General features: G+C 68.0%; 16 protein-coding genes and 1 pseudogene. 7 read left to right on the top strand and 10 right to left on the bottom strand.

Going from position 1 to position 18908, the window contains the following annotated elements; all coding sequences use genetic code 11:
• Positions 1-2 precede the first annotated feature (2 nt).
• From ACV7NQ_RS24215 to clpS, 5 genes are all read right to left on the bottom strand, one after another.
• Entirely contained in the window at positions 3-275 is a 273-nt protein-coding gene (locus ACV7NQ_RS24215) for a MoaD/ThiS family protein (RefSeq protein WP_463361735.1), read from the bottom strand.
• Positions 276-311: 36 nt separating this feature from the next.
• Complete coding sequence (locus ACV7NQ_RS24210; protein ID WP_463361734.1) at positions 312-734, bottom strand: M67 family metallopeptidase; 423 nt, start codon at positions 732-734, stop codon at positions 312-314.
• Between the two features lie 74 nt (positions 735-808).
• Positions 809-1879, bottom strand: a complete 1071-nt coding sequence (locus tag ACV7NQ_RS24205; RefSeq protein ID WP_463361733.1) for a P1 family peptidase — start codon at positions 1877-1879, stop codon at positions 809-811.
• A 143-nt stretch (positions 1880-2022) separates the two neighbouring features.
• Positions 2023-2592: an oxidative stress transcriptional regulator AosR gene (gene aosR, locus ACV7NQ_RS24200; RefSeq protein WP_463361732.1), complete on the bottom strand. Its 570-nt coding sequence runs from the start codon at positions 2590-2592 to the stop codon at positions 2023-2025.
• A 23-nt stretch (positions 2593-2615) separates the two neighbouring features.
• Positions 2616-2936, bottom strand: a complete 321-nt coding sequence (gene clpS / locus ACV7NQ_RS24195) for an ATP-dependent Clp protease adapter ClpS (protein ID WP_463361731.1) — start codon at positions 2934-2936, stop codon at positions 2616-2618.
• Positions 2937-3058: 122 nt separating this feature from the next.
• Between clpS and ACV7NQ_RS24190 the strand changes: the two genes are divergently transcribed.
• From ACV7NQ_RS24190 to ACV7NQ_RS24180, 3 genes are all read left to right on the top strand, one after another.
• A complete protein-coding gene (locus ACV7NQ_RS24190) occupies positions 3059-4372 on the top strand; it encodes a nicotinate phosphoribosyltransferase (protein ID WP_463361730.1) in 1314 nt (437 codons plus the stop codon).
• Positions 4373-4663: 291 nt separating this feature from the next.
• Positions 4664-5230, top strand: a complete 567-nt coding sequence (locus ACV7NQ_RS24185; RefSeq protein WP_463361729.1) for a nicotinamidase — start codon at positions 4664-4666, stop codon at positions 5228-5230.
• A gap of 89 nt (positions 5231-5319) precedes the next feature.
• On the top strand, positions 5320-7365 hold the full coding sequence (locus tag ACV7NQ_RS24180) for an ATP-dependent DNA helicase (RefSeq protein ID WP_463361728.1): 2046 nt from the start codon (positions 5320-5322) through the stop codon (positions 7363-7365).
• A gap of 265 nt (positions 7366-7630) precedes the next feature.
• Here ACV7NQ_RS24180 and ACV7NQ_RS24175 read toward each other — a convergent pair.
• Positions 7631-7903, bottom strand: a pseudogene (locus ACV7NQ_RS24175) (solute carrier family 23 protein); the annotation flags it as partial.
• Positions 7904-8014: 111 nt separating this feature from the next.
• Entirely contained in the window at positions 8015-10588 is a 2574-nt protein-coding gene (gene glgP / locus ACV7NQ_RS24170) for an alpha-glucan family phosphorylase (protein WP_463361727.1), read from the bottom strand.
• Positions 10589-10825: 237 nt separating this feature from the next.
• On the opposite strand from glgP, the gene ACV7NQ_RS24165 reads away from it, so the two are divergent.
• Genes ACV7NQ_RS24165 through glgB form a run of 3 tightly spaced genes read left to right on the top strand, consistent with a single transcriptional unit; the run spans position 10826 to position 15681 of the window.
• The gene (locus tag ACV7NQ_RS24165; RefSeq protein ID WP_463361726.1) at positions 10826-11467 is read left to right on the top strand and encodes a LysE family translocator; all 642 of its coding nucleotides are present in this window, start codon (positions 10826-10828) and stop codon (positions 11465-11467) included.
• Positions 11468-11506: 39 nt separating this feature from the next.
• Positions 11507-13510 (top strand): alpha-1,4-glucan--maltose-1-phosphate maltosyltransferase, encoded by a 2004-nt coding sequence (locus ACV7NQ_RS24160; protein WP_463361725.1) that lies wholly within the window; start codon positions 11507-11509, stop codon positions 13508-13510.
• Positions 13507-15681 (top strand): 1,4-alpha-glucan branching protein GlgB, encoded by a 2175-nt coding sequence (glgB, locus tag ACV7NQ_RS24155; protein ID WP_463361724.1) that lies wholly within the window; start codon positions 13507-13509, stop codon positions 15679-15681. The genes ACV7NQ_RS24160 and glgB overlap by 4 nt, the downstream gene beginning before the upstream one ends.
• A gap of 79 nt (positions 15682-15760) precedes the next feature.
• Here the strand turns inward: glgB and ACV7NQ_RS24150 are convergent, their stop codons facing one another.
• From ACV7NQ_RS24150 to ACV7NQ_RS24140, 3 genes are all read right to left on the bottom strand, one after another.
• Positions 15761-16612, bottom strand: coding sequence for a co-chaperone YbbN (locus tag ACV7NQ_RS24150; protein WP_463365796.1), 852 nt, complete (start codon positions 16610-16612; stop codon positions 15761-15763).
• Between the two features lie 61 nt (positions 16613-16673).
• Positions 16674-17033 carry a DUF3817 domain-containing protein gene (locus ACV7NQ_RS24145; RefSeq protein ID WP_463361723.1) on the bottom strand — a complete coding sequence of 120 codons (360 nt, stop codon included), beginning with the start codon at positions 17031-17033 and terminating at the stop codon, positions 16674-16676.
• A 46-nt stretch (positions 17034-17079) separates the two neighbouring features.
• Positions 17080-18258 (bottom strand): acetyl-CoA C-acetyltransferase, encoded by a 1179-nt coding sequence (locus tag ACV7NQ_RS24140; RefSeq protein ID WP_463361722.1) that lies wholly within the window; start codon positions 18256-18258, stop codon positions 17080-17082.
• A 154-nt stretch (positions 18259-18412) separates the two neighbouring features.
• Between ACV7NQ_RS24140 and mce the strand changes: the two genes are divergently transcribed.
• Entirely contained in the window at positions 18413-18874 is a 462-nt protein-coding gene (mce, locus tag ACV7NQ_RS24135) for a methylmalonyl-CoA epimerase (RefSeq protein WP_328412773.1), read from the top strand.
• The last annotated feature ends 34 nt before the right edge of the window (positions 18875-18908 follow it).

Raw genomic sequence — 18908 nt, 5'->3', positions numbered from 1 at the left:
GCTCACCCGCCCGCGACGGCAGGCAGGATGGTGACGCTCGCGCCCTCGGGCACCTCGGCCGCGAGGCCGCCGGAGAAGCGCACGTCCTCGTCGTCGACATAGATGTTGACGTAGCGGTTCAGCTTGCCGTCCTTGAGCAGCCGCTCGGCGAGACCGGGGTGGTTGGCCTCCAGGTCATCGATCAGCGAGGACAGGGTGGTGCCATTGCCCTCGACGCGCTTCTCGCCGCCGGTAAGGCCACGCATGATCGTCGGGATGGACACGGTTACCGACATGAGGACTCCTCGATTTCGACAGATATGGGGGCGGATCTAGGCGGGCTCGTAGGCATCGACGACCTGCACGGGCTCCTCGGTGACCTCGCCATCGACGATCCGGTAGCTGCGCAACTCGTGCTGCTCGGGATCGCGAGTGGAGATCAGCACGTAATGCGCGTAAGGCTCGGACGCGTAGGACACATCGGTGCGACTGGGATACGCCTCGGTCGCGGTGTGCGAGTGGTAGATCACCACCGGCTCCTCATCGGCCTTGTCCATCTCCCGCCACACCTTCAGCTGCTCGCCGGAATCGAACCGGTAGAAGGTAGGCGAGCGCTCGGCATTGACCATGGCGACGAACCGCTCGGGGCGATCGGATCCCTCCGGCCCGGCGATCACCCCGCATGCCTCGTCTGGGTGATCGGCGCGGGCGTGCGCCACCATCGCCTCGACCAGGTCGGCCCTAATCACCAGCACGAGTCAAACCCTTCCGCAATTCGGCACAGCTGTTGTGCGACCTAACGCACTCGACAACGAGCCAGGATATTCGGCTATTCCCTCGCCGCCGCGAACAGGTCCGAGTAGGCGGGGATACCCGCGACCGTACGCGCAGCCAGGATCGCGTCCACGATCGCGCGTTCCACACACACCGCGGCGGCGGTACATACCTCGTCCAGCGCCCGCAGATCCTGAGGAAACGCGGGTGGCATCGGGAAGCCCGTGGACAGCGGCGCGGTGCCGGTCGCAAGTGCGAACAGGGTGTCGCCGTCCAGCGGGGAATGGGCGGGACGAATCGCCCGGGCGATGCCGTCGTGGGCGGTGGTCGCCATGCGGCGGCAGCCCGCCGGGTCCAGCGGCGCGTCGGTGGCGACCACGCCGATGGTCGTATTGAGGACGGTGCCCTTGACCGGGAGTGTGTTCGCGTGGGCCAACTGTTCCGCGTCGGCGGGGTGTAATCCGAAGTGTTCGGGACCGTCGGTGCCGACACCCCACGGCAGTCCGGTGCGGGGATCGAACACCGACCCGACGGGATTGGCCACGATGAGCGCTGCCACCGTCACCCCGGCCGCAGCGCCCGCGCCGAGCACCACGCTCGCCGTGCCGACGCCGCCCTTGATGGAACCGGCTCGCGCACCGACCCCCGCGCCGACCGAGCCGCGCGCGAACTCGACCGACGCGGCCTCGGCGGCTCGATACCCGAACTCAGCGGTGGGCCGAATGCCCCACTCCCCCAACGGAAGATCGAAGATCACCGCGCCGGGGACGATGGGCACCACCCGGCTCGGGTCCGTCGGATCCATCGGGATGCCCTCGCCGTGTTCCTCCAGCCAGCACATCACGCCGTCGGCGGCCGCGAGTCCGTAGGCGCTGCCGCCGGTGAGCAGGATCGAATGCACTTGGCGCACAGTGTTTGCCGGGTCGAGCAGATCGGTTTCCCTGGTGCCCGGCCCGCCGCCGCGCACATCGACGGCGGCGATCGCGCCGCCGGGCGCGCGTATCACGGTGCACCCCGTTGCCGCGCCCGTACCGAACACGGCGTCCGGATCGATCGCGTGGTGATGCCCGACCAGCAGCCCTGCTACATCGGTCAGCGAATTGCGTCGTCCGGCTTGGGCATTCACACCTGCTCCTGACTGCTGATCATGGGACGACCGATGTCATACCGCCGCGGGGGTTACCGTACGTTGGGTGCCGGTGTTCGTCGAGCCGCCCGCCATTCCAGAGCGCGTCGGAATCCGAAGACGTTCGCGTGGAACGACGGGACTCAGGGCGCCAACGCTTGCAGTAGCGAATCCTGCATCCAGGTCAGCCAGTGATACACGTCGAGATGCGGGCCGCGCGGGTCATCCGGTTCCAGGTGGTCGGGCGTCTCGGCGTCGATCCCGAGCACCGTGCCGAGTGCCAGCCGCACATCGGTGAGCGCGGTCAACCAGGCGTCGGCCTGTTCGGGTGTCAGCAGGATCCGGCCGCCGTCCTCGGGCAACGTTTTCAGGACCACCGAGCCCGCGGCCAGCTTGGCGTCGATGATCTCCGGCTCGTGCAGGCCGCGCAGCGCGCTGTTGAGGTCGGCGCGGTCGGCGTCGGGGGAACCGGGTTCGCTGCGATGGAAATCCGGCAGCAGCCGGTGCAGTCGCGGGTCGTCGGGCGGGGCGGTGTTGCCCGTGCGCAACCCGGTCAGCGCGGAAAGATCGTCTTCGGGGGCGGAGTTGGCTCGTTCGGTCAGCAGCCCCGAGACCGAGCCGACCAGCGAACGCAACACGCTCGCCTCACGCGCATCCATTTCGGAGCGCAATTTGAGGCCGCTCAGTGAGTTCTTTCGGCTCCACTTTCGCACTGACGTCAGCGTAGTCGAACCGGTCAGTCGTCCCGCTGCATGGTTGCCCACAGGCCGGCCGCGTGCAGCCGGCGCACATCCTGTTCCATTTTGTCCCGCGAGCCCGAAGAGACCACCGCTTTGCCCTCGTTGTGCACCTTGAGCATCAGTTCGGTCGCCTTCGCTTTGCTGTAGCCGAAGAGCTTCTGGAAAATGTAGGCGACGTAATGCATGAGGTTGACGGGGTCGTCCCAGACCACCGTGACCCACGGACGATCCTCGGCCTCCAGGATTTCGGTGTATTCGACCGCCTCCGGAGTCGCCTGTGCCGCCGACAGTGCCGCGTTCGCTTCGCACAAGCCCATAACACTCAGGGTACGACTCGACTCCGGATACACAACACCCGCGCACCATCATTCCGGCATTCTGGGAGACGTCCCAAGAGCACCCGCCTATCATGCCCGCCAGCGCTGTCTAGAGTGGCTGCGTGGACATTCGGGACAGCGTGACGAGCACCGCGCTGCTGACAGATCAGTACGAGCTGACCATGCTCGCGGCGGCGCTCGCCGACGGCTCGGCGCACCGTCGCTGCACCTTCGAGGTGTTCGCCCGAAGGTTGCCACACGGCCGCCGCTACGGTGTCGTGGCAGGCACGGGCAGGCTGCTGGAGGCGCTGGCACACTTTCGATTCGGCGAACCGGAACTGGAGGTCGCTGCCGGTTTCCTGAACGCCGAGACCGTCGATTGGCTGCGCGACTACCGGTTCGCCGGCGATATCGACGGATACTCCGAGGGCGAGCTGTATTTCCCCGGCTCCCCGATCCTTTCGGTGCGCGGCAGCTTCGCCGAATGCGTCGTCCTGGAGACCATCGCCCTGTCGATCCTCAACCACGACAGCGCGATTGCCTCGGCCGCCGCGCGCATGGTGAGTGTCGCCGCCGGACGCCGGATGATCGAGATGGGCTCGCGGCGCGCCCATGAGCTCGCCGCGCCGTCCAGCTCCCGCGCCGCGTATCTGGCGGGCTTCGACGCCACCTCGAATCTGGAGGCTGTGCGCACCTTCGGCGTGCCCGGCGCGGGCACCAGCGCGCACGCGTTCACCCTGCTGCACAGCGCCGCCGACGGCGCGCACGAGGCGGCCGCGTTCCGCAGCCAGATCGAGGCGCTCGGCGTCGGGACGACGCTGCTGGTGGACACCTTCGACATCACCCAGGGCGTCGCGACGGCGATCGAGGTCGCCGGTCCAGAGCTGGGCGGCGTGCGTCTCGACTCCGGCGATCTCGGTGTGCTGGCCAAGCAGGTGCGCGACCAGCTCGACGGCCTCGGCGCCACCAAGACCCGCATCGTGGTGTCCGGCGATCTCGACGAGTACGCCATCGCCGCGCTGCGCGCCGAACCGGTCGATGCCTACGGCGTAGGCACGTCGCTGGTCACCGGATCCGGCGCACCCACCGCGGGCATGGTCTACAAGCTGGTCGAGGTGGACGGCCTGCCGGTGGCCAAGCGCAGCAGCCACAAGGAGTCGCGCGGCGGCACCAAGAAGGCGGTCCGGCTGGCGCGGCGAACCGGCACCGTCGTCGAGGAAATTGTGTACCCGGCCGCCGGAACCGCGCCTGCCGCAGACGGATTCGAGGTCCGTGAACTGCTGGTCCCGCTGGTGCGCGGCGGCGAGGTGGTCGACGGGCTGCCGACGCTCGCCGACAGTCGCAAGCTGGTGTCGCTCGGGCTGGTCAGCCTTCCGTGGGAGGGTCTGAAACTGTCGGACGGGGATCCGGCGATCCCGACGACATTCCTGAGTTGACCGCGGCCCGGCGCCTGCCGTTCATCCACTCGACCGTCGCGACGACGATGAGCATGATCAGCACCCCACCGACCAGCAACCTGATCCAGCCGCCCGCGTCGTCGGGCCGGTCGCCCAACAGCATGGAGACCCCGATATACGTCGCATAGCCGACGACTACGGCCACGCACATTGTGACGGTGTTGTTCACGTTTTCCTCCAGGTGACATCCGCCGCCCGTGCGATCAGGCGGCACAATGTAATCCGCAGGCGGGGTCGCTGTCGTTTACATCGTGGGAAAGGGATGTCGCCATGAGCCGAGGATTGATCATCGTCGACGTGCAGAACGATTTCTGCGAGGGTGGATCACTGGCCGTCACCGGCGGCGCCGCGGTCGCCGAACGCATCAGCGGCCACCTCGCCGCCACCGACTACGACGCGATCGTCGCCACCCGCGACTATCACATCGATCCGGGCGCCCACTTCTCCGACAACCCCGACTACGTGGCCACCTGGCCGCCGCACTGCCGAGTCGGCACACCGGGCGCCGATTTCCACCCGAACCTGGACACCCAACCCATCCAGGAGATCTTCTCCAAGGGCGAATACTCAGCCGCCTATTCGGGTTTCGAGGGCGCCGCATCCGACGGCACCGCCCTCGCCGACTGGCTGCATGCCCACGACATCGACGAGGTCGACGTGGTCGGCATCGCCACCGATCACTGCGTCCGCGCCACCGCCCTCGACGCCGAATCCGCAGGCTTCGACACCCGCGTCCTACTGGACCTGACCGCAGGCGTCGCCCCCGAAACCACCGCCACCGCCCTGAACCGAATGCGCGCGGCCGGTATCGAACTCGAGGGCACGGTCACCGGCTAGCGGCCCTGCCGCATCGCCTTGCCTTTCGTACAGCGGCGGGAAAGCGACAGGCCGACGGCGTTGTCGGTGGGGACCAGTAGGCTCTTCGCGTGCCCGAACTGCCGCCGACCTCCGACCTTTTGGCTACCGCCGTGCAGGCGCTCGGCGGGAAGGAGCGGGTCGGGCAGATGACGATGGCGGCGGCGGTGGACCATGCCATCGACACCAAGGAGCATCTCGCAGTGCAGGCGGGGACCGGGACAGGTAAGTCGCTGGCGTATCTGGTGCCGAGCCTGCGGCATGCGGTGCGCACGGGGCGGACCGTGGTGGTGTCGACCGCGACGATCGCGCTGCAGCGGCAGCTGGTGGATCGGGATCTACCGCGGCTGTCCGAGGCGCTGAGCAAGCCGCTCGGGCGGGCGGCGAAGTTCGCGATCCTCAAGGGGCGCAACAACTATCTGTGCCTGAACAAGATCAATAGCGTGATCCCGGACGAGCCGGCCGAAGCGGAGCTGTTCGACGCGTTCGCGATCTCCCGGCTCGGCCGGGAGGTGCAGCGGCTCAACGAGTGGGCCTCCGACACCGAGACCGGCGATCGCGACGAACTCGCGCCCGGCGTGACCGATCGGGCCTGGCGACAGGTCAGCGTGTCGTCGCGCGAATGCCTCGGCAAGTCGCGCTGCCAGTTCGGCCAGGACTGTTACGCGGAACGCGCCCGCGCGGAATCCGCACGGGCCGATGTTGTCGTGACCAATCACGCCCTGCTCGCCATCGACGCGATCAGCGGCATCCAGATACTTCCCGAACACGATGTGGTCGTTATCGACGAGGCGCACGAGCTGGTCGACCGGGTCACCGGCGTAGCCACCGCCGAACTGGCCCCCACGGCGATCAGCGCCGCCGCCCGACGCTGCGCCAAGCTCGTCGACGAACAGGAAGTCGACCGATTGGAGGGCGCGGCCGACGCCTGGCACAACGTGCTGGACGAGCTGCCCGCCGCGCGCTGGGACGCCTTGCCCGACGGCGCCGCACCGGTGCTCGCCCTCGTCCGCGACGCCGCGTGGAATGTGCGCACCGCACTGGCGCCGCAAGGCGGCACCACCGCGCAGGGCGACCCGGAGAGCGCCGCCGCCCGCACCCAGGCGCTGGCCGCGATCGACGAAGTACACGACAGCGCAGTCCGTGCCCTGACAGCCTTCGATGAACCCGATCCGGCGTCCCGACGCGATGTCATCTGGCTGGCCGCCGACGAGATGCGTGGCGTCACCCGGCGCACGCTGCGGATGGCGCCGCTTTCGGTGGGTGGCCTGCTGCGCAGCAGGCTCTTCGGCACCGCCACCGTCGTGCTTACCTCGGCCACACTGCAGATCGGCGGTTCCTTCGACGGGCTCGCGATCACCTGGGGCCTGCCCGCGCAGTCGGGCAACCGCATCGACGCGACCACCGCCAACGGCGCCGAGGCACCGTCGGACGCCACCACCGTGCGCTGGAACTCGCTCGATGTCGGCTCGCCGTTCGACCACGCCAAGTCCGGCATCCTGTACGTCGCCAAGCATCTGCCCGCCCCCGGCCGCGACGGGCTTGCGCCCGCGTATCTCGACGAAATCGAGCGACTGATCCGCGCCGCAGGCGGCCGCACGCTTGGCCTGTTCTCGTCGATGCGTGCCGCCAAGGCGGCCACCGAGGCGCTGCGCGGCCGCCTCGACACCCCGGTGCTGTGCCAAGGAGACGACTCGACCGGCGCACTTGTCCGCAAATTCGCGGACGACCCGGAGACCTCGCTGTTCGGCACGCTGTCGCTGTGGCAGGGCGTCGATGTGCCCGGCCCGTCGCTGAGCCTGGTGATCCTCGATCGGATTCCCTTCCCTCGGCCCGATGATCCGCTGCTGACGGCGCGGCAGCGAGCGGTGGAATCGCGCGGCGGCAATGGCTTCATGACCGTGGCGGCCAACCATGCGGCGTTGCTGCTGGCCCAGGGCACCGGCAGGCTCCTGCGCAGCGTCGATGACCGCGGCGTGGTGGCAATCCTCGATTCCCGCCTGGCCACCGCCCGCTACGGCGGCTACCTGCGCGCCTCGCTGCCACCGTACTGGGAGACCTCCGACCCGGACGTGGTGACGAAGGCACTGGAGCGACTGAGCTCTGCCAATCCATAAAACCAGGCCAATCCCGAACGCCTACGCGCCCGCAATGCCCGGGCAATCCACTCACAAAGCGCGCGGTTACTTCCAGATAGAAGTAAATTTGATCTTGATACTTCGGCGGAACCTCAATTCCCACTCCGAACGTATCGGCGGCCCCCGCGCCAAGCCCTGCACGCGGCGCGGGGAAACCACCCACTCCCCTGCGCATCCAAATCCCCTGTCGCACAACGTCTGCGCATGAGACCGTTTTCAGAGGGCCGAGCAGCAACAGGATGCCGCCGGTGACTTCGTTGAGTCCGGCGAGGGTGGCGTCGCTGTTGACCACGATCCCCGCGTTCTTCAAACCGAGGAACGCCACGAACAGCCCGATACCCGCGCCGACGGCCAGCTTCATCTGCATCGGAATGGCATTGAGGATCCGTTCGCGCATCTTGGTGACCGCGAGGACGAAGAAGATCAGGCCGGACAGGAACGTCCCCGACAGCGCCACCTGCCACGGAATCCCCATGCCGAGCACCACCGAGTAGGCGAAGAACGCGTTGAGGCCCATACCCGGCGCAAGTGGATACTTCGCCCACAGCCCCATGACGAGCATGCCGGACCCGGCAGCCGCCATCAGCCGTACTCACCCCGGCAGGCCCTTTTGGGGGCCTCCGCTTGTTCAAGCCCTCGGTGCTGCCACCAAACCTAGTTCGGCGTCGCTGGCCAGCAGGTCGCTGTGCGGCAGTACCCGGACCGTGTAGCCGACCGCGCCGGAGAGTTGGACCGGAATGTCGGCGGCGAAAAGGTCCACGCCTGAATCGGATCCGGTGTGGGTCATCGGGATCGTGGTGACGTCGGAGAGGTCGTCGGTCGGGGATACTCGGCCGAGGACGGCTTGGACGGTGACGTCGGATAGGGTCAGTCCGCCGAGGTCGATGCGGGCCGACAGGGCCAGGTGCGCGCCGATCACCGGGGTGTCGGGCAGGCCCGCGCTGTCCACCTGGATCACCTTCACCGACGGCCATGCCGCCTCGATCCGGCGGCGGTAGTCCACGACAGCGCGGGCCGCGGCGAACTCGCCGGCGGTCGCGCGCTGGCAGGCCGCGGCGGCCGGTGCGTAGTAGTCGACGGCATAGTCGCGGACCATGCGCGAGGCCAGCACCTTCGGGCCGAGGGTTTGCAGGGTGTGGCGGACCATTTCGACCCAGCGCACCGGCATATCGGACAGATCGCGGTCGTAGAAGCGGGGGGCAACGGTGCGCTCGAACAGGTCGTAGAGTGCGGCGGCCTCCAGATCGTCGCGGCGGTGTTCGTCGGTGACGCCGTCGGCGGTCGGGATGGCCCAACCGTTCTCGCCGTCGTACATCTCGTCCCACCAGCCGTCGCGGATGGACAGGTTGAGGCCGCCGTTGAGGGCGGACTTCATGCCCGAGGTGCCGCACGCTTCCAGCGGACGCAACGGATTGTTCAGCCACACATCGCAACCCCAGTACAGGTAGCGGGCCATCGACATGTCGTAGTCGGGCAGGAAGATGATGCGGTGGCGCACGTCGGGATCGTCGGCGAAGCGGACCACCTCCTGGATGAGCGCCTTGCCACCGTCGTCGGCGGGGTGACTCTTGCCCGCCACCACCAGCTGCATCGGCCGGTCGGGATCCAGCAGCAGTGCACGCAGCCTTTGCGGGTCGCGCAGCATCAGGGTCAGTCGCTTGTAGGTCGGCACCCGGCGGGCGAACCCGACGGTCAGCACGGACGGATCGAAAACCTCATCGGCCCAACCCAATTCGGCCTCGGCCGCGCCGCGCTCCAGCCAGGACGCCCGCACCCGACGGCGCACCTCGGCGACGAGCGTGGCGCGCAACGTATTCCGGGTCGACCACAGCTCGCCGAGGTCGACGTCGCGCAGCTTCTCCCAGCCGCGCGCCTCCTCCACCAGCTCGGCGCCGATGTACTCGCGCGCCTTCTCGATCCATTCCCGCGCCGCCCAGGTCGGCGCGTGCACACCGTTGGTCACCGAACCGATCGGCACCTCGGCGGCGTCGAATCCCGGCCACAGCGGCGCGAACATCGCACGGCTCACCTCGCCGTGCAGCTTCGAAACACCGTTGGCGCGCTGGGCAAGTCGCAGACCCATATGCGCCATGTTGAAAACGGACGGATCGGCTTCACGCCCCAACGCCGCGATCCGGTCAACGGAAAGTCCTGGCAGCAGCGCGGATTCGGATTCACCATGCGCGGCGCCGAAGTACCTGCGCACCAAGGGCATCGGGAACCGGTCGATACCGGCGGGCACCGGGGTGTGCGTGGTGAACACCGTCCCGGCCCGCACCGCGGCCAGCGCGGTCTCGAAATCCAATCCGGCCGAGACATATTCGCGTATCCGCTCGACACCGAGGAAACCCGCGTGGCCTTCGTTCATATGGAACACATCGGGATCGGGCAGCCCGGCCGCGCGGGTGTAGGCGCGGACCGCCCGCACTCCGCCGACGCCCGCCAGGATCTCCTGCTTGATCCGGTGGTCCTGATCGCCGCCATAGAGCCGGTCGGTGACCGCGCGCAGCTCCTGATCGTTCTCCGCGATATCGGAATCCAGCAGCAGCAGCGACACTCGCCCGACCTGCGCGATCCACACCCGCGCCCGCAGCACCCGCTGATCGGGCATCGCCACGTGGATGAGCACCGGCGACTCGTCGGCGGTCAGCAGTCGCAGCGGAAGGCCCTGGGGGTCCAACGCCGGATAGTGCTCGGTCTGCCAGCCGTCCGCGGACAGCGACTGCCGGAAATACCCGGACCGATACAGCAATCCGACACCGATCAGCGGCAGACCGAGATCCGATGCGGCCTTCAGATGATCGCCCGCCAGGATGCCGAGACCACCGGAATAGTTCGGCAGCACCTCGGTGACGCCGAACTCCATCGAGAAGTAGGCAATGCCTTGCACACCCGGCTCACCGGTCTGACGCTGGAACCAGCCCGGCCGCGCCAGATAGTCCCGCAGATCCGCGGCCGCGGCGTCCACCCGGCCGACATAATCGGCGTCGGCGGCAAGCTCGTCCAGCCGCACCGCGGGCACCTCCCCCAGCATCCGCACCGGATCGTGCCCGACCTCGACCCACAACTGCGGGTCCAACGCCGCGAACAGATCCTGCGTCGGCCAATGCCACGACCAGCGCAGATTCGTGGAGAGTTCGCCCAGGGCCGCCAGACGCTCGGGTAGATGGGCACGAACGGTGAATCGACGAAGTGCCTTCACCAGCCGAACCCTACCAACGCCGTCGCCACCGGCCGACCCCGGCGGCGCAGCTCACTTGCCCGGGCACAGCCCACCTGAGACCGCAATTCGATTCGCAATCGGCGTCCACAGCACCGACCTCGAGGTTCAGCAGTGGTCACCTGTCCGGCACACCACAGCATCGCACCCCCTCGAGCACCGCGAACAGGGCCGAAATCACCTGTCGCGGCGCGGCCGACCGGATGGCAGCATCGGCTGATGCCGCACTGGGTCGATGTACTCCCCCAATTCCTGCTGGCCTGCCTGATTCTGGCCGTACTACCCGGACCTGCCACCGCACTGTTTCTCCAGCGCGCGGTCCGGGATGGCCGCGCGGGCGGACTGGCCGCGGTGGCCGGGAATAAGATCGGCGTGCTCGGCTGGACGCTCGCGGGTGGCGCGGGGCTGTCGGTGCTGCTGGTCGCCAACAAGTTCATGAATACCGCGGTGCACGTCGTCGGTGCGCTGGTGCTGATCTGGCTCGGTGTGCAGGCCTGGCGCGGGACGCGCGGCGACGTCGGCAGCACCATGACGAAGATGCTGCCATCCGGACGCACGGCCGCCGCGGCGTTCCGTGCGTCGCTGATCTCCATCGCCGTCAACCCGAAGGCAGCGGTCTTCGGGTTGACGATCCTGCCGCAGTTCCTGCCCTCCACCGGCCCGGTGCTGCCCACCGTCGTGATCCTCGCGGTCATTCAGTTCGTCATCGATATCGCCTTTTGCGTCGCGATCGTGCTGGCCGCCGACCGAGCCGGGGCCTGGCTGCGGCGGACCGGAATCCGGCAGCGGGTCGAGCGGGCGCTCGGCGCAGTGCTGGTCGCGCTCGCGCTCGGGCTCGGTCTCGCCGCCGACGCGCGCTGATTGCGTGGTCTGGGCCGCATTGCCGGTAGGTTGGTCGAGGTGACCGGCCGCATCGCCATCGATGACACCGCCCCAGCTATCCCCGGGGGCCGCCCAGCCAAGGCCGTGGTCGGCGAGGTGTTCCCGGTGCGCGCGGTGGTGTGGCGCGAGGGCCACGACGCCGTGGCCGCGACGCTGGTGGTGCGCTCGCCGGGATCGGCGCGGGCCACCAGGATCCGGATGTCCCCGGACTTCGAGCCCGACGTCTTCAACGCCACCTTCACCCCGAACCTGCCCGGTGCCTGGACTTTCCGCATCGAGGGGTGGAGCGATCCGATCGCCACCTGGCGGGCGGCGGTGGAGGCGAAACTGTCCGTCGGACAGAGCGCCGCCGACCTCGCCAACGATCTCGAGATCGGCGCCCGGCTGTTCGAACGGGCCGCGCAGGCGGTACCGAAACGACAGTTCGAGCGGTTGCGCGCAGCCGCCGCGGCCTTGCGCAGCGACGAGCAGCTGCCCGCCCGGGTCGCGCCCGCCTTCACCGAGGAGGTCGCCGAGATCCTGCGCGCGACCCCGCTGCGCGACATGATCACCCGCGGCCCTCAGCACACCGTGCACGTCGAGAGGCAGCGCGCGCTCTACGGCTCCTGGTACGAATTCTTCCCCCGCTCGACCGGCGGCCGCGACGGCGCGGGCAAGCCGATCCACGGCACCTTCGCCACCGCGGCAAAGGAACTGCCACGCATCGCAGGCATGGGTTTCGACGTCGTCTACCTGCCGCCCATCCATCCGATCGGCGAGATCAACCGCAAGGGCCGCAATAACGCTCTCGCGGCCGGACCCGGCGATGTCGGCTCACCGTGGGCGATCGGCTCGAAGGACGGCGGGCACGACGCCATCCACCGCGCCCTCGGCACCGAGGCGGACTTCCGCGAATTCGTCTCTACCGCTGCCGAACTCGGCCTCGAGGTGGCCCTCGACCTGGCCCTACAATGCGCGCCCGATCATCCCTGGGTGCAGGCGCATCCGGAATGGTTCACCACCCTGCCGGACGGCACCATCGCCTATGCTGAGAACCCGCCGAAGAAGTACCAGGACATCTATCCGGTCAACTTCGACAACGACCCCGACGGCCTGTACGCCGAGGTGCTGCGCGTGGTCCGGCACTGGATCGGCTTGGGCGTCAAGATCTTCCGGGTCGACAACCCGCACACCAAACCTGCCGATTTCTGGGAGTGGCTGATCACGCACGTGCGGCGCACCGATCCCGACGTAATCTTCCTTTCCGAGGCGTTCACTCGCCCGGCCCGGCTGTACGGCTTGGCCCGGCGCGGATTTAGTCAGTCCTACACGTATTTCACCTGGCGCGTCGCCAAATGGGAGCTGACCGAGTTCGGCAACGAGTTGGCCGCCAAGGCCGACGAGGCCAGGCCGAACCTGTTCACCAACACCCCCGACATCCTGCACGAGAGCCTGCAGCACGGCGGACCCGGCATGTTCGCCATCCGCGCGACAATGGCCGCCACCCTCGCCCCCACCTGGGGGATCTATTCAGGATTCGAGCTGTTCGAGCACCAGGCGGTGCGGCCGGGCAGCGAGGAATACCTCGATTCGGAAAAGTACGAACTACGCCCGCGACCGTTCGCCGAGGCGCTGGCGTGCGGAGAATCGTTGGAGCCGTGGATCACTCGGCTCAACGAGATCCGCCGCGCCCACCCGGCCCTGCAGCAGCTGCGCGGCATCCATTTCCATCATGTCGACAACGACGCGCTGATCGCCTACTCGAAGATCGATCCGATCAGCGGTGATGCGGTGCTGATCGTGTTGAACCTCAACCCATTCGGCGCCGAGCAGGGCATGATCTCGCTGGACCTGCCCGCGATCGGGCATGAATGGCACGGCCACCCCGTCGTCTACGACGAGGTCAGCGGAGAGGAATACCATTGGGCGCAAACGAATTACGTGCGCCTGGATCCCGCCCGCGCCGTCGCCCATATTCTGGCGCTGCCACCGGTGCCGCAGCAGGTGCGCGCCGAACTGTCCTTTCGGAGGACCTTCGGATGAGCGACGGCGCCCTGCTGAATCGCCGCGACCTGATGCTGCTTGCCGCCGGAACGCACGCCGACCCGCACACCGTGCTCGGCGCGCATCCACACCCGGACGGCACCGTGGTCCGGGCGCTGCGCCCGCACGCGGAGACGGTGTCCGCCCGCGTCGGCGATGTCGAACACCTACTGAAATCCTTGGGGCACGGCGTTTTCGGTGCGGTGCTGCCCTACCCGGACCTCATGGACTATCGCCTGGTGACCACCTACCCGGGAGGCCAGACCATCATCAGCGCCGACGGCTATCGCTTCCTGCCCACCGTCGGCGAGCTCGACCTGCACCTGATCGGCGAGGGCCGCCACGAACGGCTGTGGGACGTGCTCGGCGCGCACCCCCGCCACTACACCACCCTCGACGGCGACGTGGATGGCACCTCGTTCGCGGTATGGGCGCCGAATGCCCGAGGCGTCACCGTGATCGGGGATTTCGACGGCTGGAGCGGGAACACCGCGCCGATGCGCGGGCTCAGGTCATCCGGGGTGTGGGAGGTGTTCGTGCCTGGTGTCGGCGTCGGCACCAAATACAAGTTCCGGATTCACGGCGCGGACGGACGGACCGTCGATCATGCCGACCCGCTGGCGTTCGCGACCGAGGCCCCGCCCGCCACCGCCTCGGTGGTGACCGAAAGCCATTACGTGTGGGGCGATCTCGCCTGGGTGCGGCAGCGCGAGCGCACCGATCCCACGCGCGCGCCGATGAGCGTCTACGAGGTGCATCTCGGATCGTGGCGTCCGGGGCTGGGCTACCGCGAATTGGCCCTCCAGCTAGCCGATTACGTGCGTGACGCCGGGTATACCCACATCGAACTGCTGCCCATCGCCGAGCATCCCTTCGGCGGCTCCTGGGGGTATCAGGTCACCTCGTACTATGCGCCCACCTCCCGCTTCGGTTCCCCCGACGACTTCCGCGCCTTCGTCGACCACCTGCACGCCGCGGGCATCGGCGTGCTCCTGGACTGGGTGCCCGCGCACTTCCCGCGCGACGAATGGGCGCTGGCCCGCTTCGACGGCACCCCGCTCTACGAACACGCCGACCCCCGGCGCGGCGAGCAACTCGACTGGGGCACCTACGTTTTCGACTTCGGCCGCAACGAGGTCCGCAACTTTCTCGTCGCCAACGCGCGGTACTGGATCGAGGAATTCCACATCGACGGCCTACGCGTCGATGCCGTCGCCTCCATGCTGTACCTGGATTACTCACGCCCCGAAGGGGGTTGGGAACCGAACGTGCACGGCGGCCGGGAAAACCTGGAGGCCGTCGACTTCCTGCAGGATCTCAACAACACCCTGCACCGCCACCACCCCGGCATCGTCACCGTCGCCGAGGAGTCCACGAGTTGGCCCGGCGTCACCCGCGGCACCGACGTCGGCGGCCTCGGATTCACCATGAAGTGGAACATGGGCTGGATGCACGACACCCTCGGCTTCCTGGCCCGCGACCCCATCCACCGCTCCTGGCACCACAACGAGATCACCTTCTCGCTGGTCTACGCGTGGAGCGAGAACTACGTGCTGCCGATCAGCCACGACGAGGTCGTGCACGGCAAGGGCACACTGTGGACCAGGATGCCCGGCGACGACTTCGGCAAGGCCGCGGGGGTACGCGCGCTGTTGGCCTATATGTGGGCCCACCCTGGCAAGCAATTGCTGTTCATGGGGCAGGATTTCGGCCAGTTCCGCGAGTGGTCGCACGACCGCGGTCTGGACTGGCAGGAACTGGACAACCCACTGCACCAAGGCATTACGGCCGCCGTCCGCGCCCTCAACACGGTCTACCGCGCGCACCCCGCGTTCTGGACACAGGACACCGCGCCCGGCGGCTACTCCTGGATCGAGGCCGACGACCGGACCAACAACGTCCTCGCCTTCCTGCGCTACGGCTCGGACGGCTCGATGGTCGCCTGCGTCTACAACTTCTCCGGCTCGGTACACGGCGAATACCGCGTCGGCCTGCCCGCCACCGGCCGCTGGCGCGAAATCCTCAACACCGACGCGATCGAGTACGGCGGTTCCGGCATCGGCAATCTCGGCGGCGTCACCGCGACCGAGAAGCCGTGGCACGGCAGACCCGCTTCGGCGACCGTGGCACTCGCCCCGAACAGCGCCGTCTGGCTCGCACCCGAATCCTGAGCGCGAGCTCGACCGCCGCGCCCGGCCTCAGCCGATCGATCTCAGTCTCGGCAGCGGTCGATCAGTGTAGCGGCCGACCTCAGTACAGGGCGGCGGCGAGCTTCCTGCGTGCCCCGACGACGATCGGCTCGGCCGGGTCGAAGAGCTCGAACAGCTCGAGCAGGCGCGTGCGGGCCTTGGTGCGGTCATCGCCCGCGGTGCGCTTGATCAGCGCGATCAGCCGGTCGAAGGCGGCCTCGGGCTGCTGGTTGAGCAGTTCCAGGTCGGCGGCGTCGAGGGCGGCGTCGACATCGGCGGGATCGACATCGGCGGTCGCGATCGCGGACTCCGGGATTGCCTGGGCGCGGTTCAGGAAGCGCAGCTGCCGAAGCGCGCTCTTGGCCTCGTCGTTGTTCGGCTCGGCGGCGATGATGGCCTCGTACGCAGCCTCGGCGCCGGCCAGGTCACCCTGCTCCAGCGCCGCCTCCGCGGCGGCGAAGCGGGGATCCTCGGCGGGTTGCGGCTCGCCGCCTTCCTCGCCTTCGAGCTTGCCCACCACCGCGTCGATGACCGCCCGCAGCCACTGCCGGACCTGCGGCTCCGGCTGGGCGCCTTGGAAGTCCGCGAGCGGCTGGCCGCCCGCGACCGCGATCACCGTCGGGATGCCCTGCACACCGAACGCCTGCGCGATCCGCATGTTGGTCTCGGCCTCGACGGTTGCCAGGGCCCAGCTGCCGCCGTCTTCGGCGACGAGCCGCTCCAGCAGCTTGACCAGCTCGATGCTCCCGGGGCTGCGCTGCGAGTACAGCACGACGACCACCGGCACCGTGATCGAACGGCGCAGGACCTTCGTCTCGAAATCCGTCTCGTTCACCGCGTAGTCGCCACCTGGCGCACCGGCCGCGCCGGCGGGAGGTTGCTTCAGGCTGGACAGATCCACCGCACCGGACATAGCGGCTACGGCGGCGGGCGAAGGACGGCGTGCAGCAGGTCGAGTCACAGCTTCCAGTTTGTCACGTCGTGACGGATGCGGGAGCCCCGGAGTCGGCGTTGCTCAGCTCACCCAAGTGACCCGCGCGCACCGCCCACACCTCGAACAGCGCCGTGAAGAACGGCGGAATGCTCGACAGCAGTGCGAGCACCGTCGTCTTCACATTCCAGCCCAGCTCACGGGCCGCGAGGATCGCGGTGATCACGAACAGCACGAAGATGATGCCGTGCGTCATCCCGAACACCTTGACCGGCCAGGTGACCGGCTCGGGGAGTCGCTTGAACACCATGCCGACGATCAGAAAGACCCACGAAATGGCCTCCAGCACCGCGATGAAGCGGAACCGCTTGGCGACGGTGCTCAGGTCGAAGAAATTGCCCATGGCCACCATTGTGCCGGACGCCTACGACGAGCCGTAGTTGAACCCGTCACACCTTGATGATCAGCGCATCGCCCTGGCCGCCGCCACCGCACAGCGCGGCCGCGCCGACGCCGCCACCGCGACGCTTCAGCTCCAGCGCCAGATGCAGCAGGATCCGCGCACCCGACATGCCCAGCGGATGGCCGATGGCGATCGCGCCGCCGTTAACGTTGACCTTCTCCGGATCGATGCCCAGCTTGCGAGTGGAGGCGATGCCCACCGCCGCGAACGCCTCGTTGATCTCGACCAGGTCGAGGTCCGTGGGCGAAATGCCTTCGCGCGCGCATGCCTTGGCGATCGCATTGGCGGGCTGGTCCTGCAGCGAGGAGTCCGGACCGGCAACCACACCCGCGGCGCCGATCTCGGCGATCCAGCCAAGGCCGAGTTCCTCGGCCTTGGCCTTGCTCATCACCACGACCGCGGCCGCGCCGTCGGAGATCTGCGAGGCGGTACCCGGGGTGATGGTGCCGTCCTTACGGAAAGCCGGGCGCAGCTTGGCAAGCGATTCGGCGGTGGTGTCCGCACGGATGCCCTCGTCGGCGGAAACCAGCACCGGGTCGCCCTTGCGCTGCGGCACCGCGACCGGCACGACCTCGTCGTCGAAGAGCCCGTTTTTCCACGCCGCCGCCGCACGCTGGTGCGAGGCCGCCGCGAACGCATCCTGATCCGCGCGGCTCACCGGCTCGGTGTCGTTGCGTTGTTCGGTCAGCACGCCCATCGGCTGGTCGGTGAAGATGTCGTACAGCCCGTCGTAGGCCATGTGGTCGCGCAGCGTCGCATCGCCGTATTTGAAGCCCTCCCTGCTCTTTTCGAGCAGATGCGGGGCCTGGCTCATCGACTCCTGGCCGCCCGCGACGACGATCTCGTACTCGCCGGCGCGAATCAGCTGATCGGCCAGGGCGATCGCATTGATGCCCGACAGGCACACCTTGTTCAGGGTCAGCGCGGGCACGTCCATCGGGATGCCGGCGGCCACGGCCGCCTGCCGCGCCGGGATCTGGCCCGCGCCTGCGGTGAGCACCTGGCCCATGATCACGTAGTCGACCTTCTCGGGCGCGACGCCGCCCTTCTCCAGGGCCGCCTTTATCGCGAAGCCGCCCAGGTCGGACCCGCTGAAGTCCTTCAGCCCTCCGAGCAGCCGACCGACCGGGGTACGCGCACCGGAGACGATCACGGAAGTGGTCACGACGATCCCTCTTTTTCTCTAACAGCATTCGCAGATCCAAACGGCCGCGCCGTACCCGAGGGCAGCGCGGCATCAAGCCTTGTACCCACGGTAGCTTGTCCGGCTCGAGCGACCCGTGCCAGGTACGCGCTACGTTCGAGTAGTGAGCAACGTTATGGATCCTTCGAGCTTCATCCCCGGCGACTACGTCATCGCCGTCGACCACGTCGGCATCGCGGTGCCCGACCTGGATGCCGCAATTGCCTGGTACGCCGAGAATCTCGGCATGATCGAGACGCATAGGGAAGTCAATGAGAGCCAGGGCGTGCACGAGGCCATGCTGTCGCTGCCCGGCGCACCCGACAGCGCGACCGCCTTGCAGTTGCTGGCGCCCTTGAACGCCGACTCGACCATCGCCAAGTTCATCGACCGCAGCGGACCGGGCCTACAGCAACTGGCCTACCGGGTCACCGACATCGATGCGGTCTCGACATACCTGCGTGATCGAGGTCTGCGTTTGCTGTACGAGGCCCCGCGGCACGGAACGGCCGATTCCCGCATCAATTTCATCCACCCGAAGGATGCTGGTGGTGTGCTGATCGAGTTGGTCGAACCGAACGCGAACGTTACGCACTAGTACCAAGATCTGGTCGGAAAATCTCGTCTGAATC

The sequence above is a fragment of the Nocardia sp. Tas62D01 genome, assembly GCF_055232035.1.
Note: the sequence above shows the minus strand (reverse complement) of the source record. Positions and strands in the feature narration are given on the sequence as shown.